The organism is Mycobacterium sp. 1245111.1 (genome assembly GCF_001673405.1).
Taxonomy (GTDB): domain Bacteria; phylum Actinomycetota; class Actinomycetes; order Mycobacteriales; family Mycobacteriaceae; genus Mycobacterium.
In genome coordinates this window covers 1-1,112 of record NZ_LZLV01000010.1, presented here as the reverse complement: position 1 = coordinate 1,112, position 1,112 = coordinate 1, and the positions used below count along the sequence as shown (strand labels likewise).

At 61.2% G+C, this 1,112-nt stretch carries 1 protein-coding gene; it reads right to left on the bottom strand.

What is annotated here, in order from left to right; translation table 11 throughout:
* Positions 1-1,112, bottom strand: a 1,112-nt coding sequence (locus A5658_RS02280; protein WP_156751213.1) for an MMPL family transporter, incomplete at both ends; no start/stop codon positions are given.

Here is a 1,112-nt window from a genome sequence, read left to right as displayed (position 1 = left end):
CTGGCCGGTCGTGGGCGGACATGTTGCGGCCACCAGAACCAACGTCCGAGCAGTGTGGCCAGCGACGGCGTCATGAAAGACCGGACGATCAGGGTGTCGAACAGCAGACCCAGCGCGATCGTCGTACCGACCTGACCCATCACCTTCAACGGGCTGAAGGCGAACGTGGCCATGGTGGCGGCGAACACCAGCCCGGCCGAGGTCACCACCGACCCGGAACCGGCCATCGCGCGGATCGTGCCCGTCTTGAGCCCGGCGTGGATCTCTTCTTTGAACCGGGATATCAAGAGCAGGTTGTAGTCCGAGCCGACCGCCAGCAGCAGGATGATCGCCATTGCCAAGACCATCCAGTGCAGGTTCATGCCGAGGATGTACTGCCAGAGCAGTACCGAGAGCCCGAACGACGCGCCCAGCGAGAGCAGCACCGTGCCGACAATCACGACGGCCGCCACCACGCTTCGGGTGATCACCAGCATGATGACGAAAATCAAGGTGGCCGCCGCAATCCCGGCGATCAACAGGTCGATGTTGGAGCCGTCGTGCATGTCCTTATAGGTCGCGGCTGTGCCGCCGAGATAGACCTTGGCGCCCTCCCAGGGCGTGCCCTTGAGCGACTCCTCGGCGGCCTCGCGGATTTTATCGACGCGCGCGATGCCTTCCGGCGACGCGGGATCGCCACGGTGCGAGATGATCAGCCGCACCGCCTTGCCGTCCGGCGAGAAGAAGTTGTTCAACGCGCGCTTGAAGTCCTTGTTCTGGAACACTTCTGGCGGCAGATAGAACGAATCGTCGTTCTTGGCCTGGTCGAACGCGTGACCCATCGCATTCGCATTGGAGCTCATGTCGTCCATCTGATTGAAGATCCCGGACATGGTGCTGTGCATCGTCAGCATCATCGTCCGCATGTTCTCCATGCTGTCGATCATCGGCGGGAAGTCCGTGAGCAACTGGGGCATCAGCGCATCCAGCTGACTGAAGTCGTTGATCAGTATCTGGAACTTGTCGTCGATCTCGTCAATGCCGTCGACCGCGTCGAAGATGGACCGGAACGAAAAACAGATCGGGATGTCGTAGCAGTGCTTCTCCCAGTAGAAGTAGCTGCGGATCGGCCG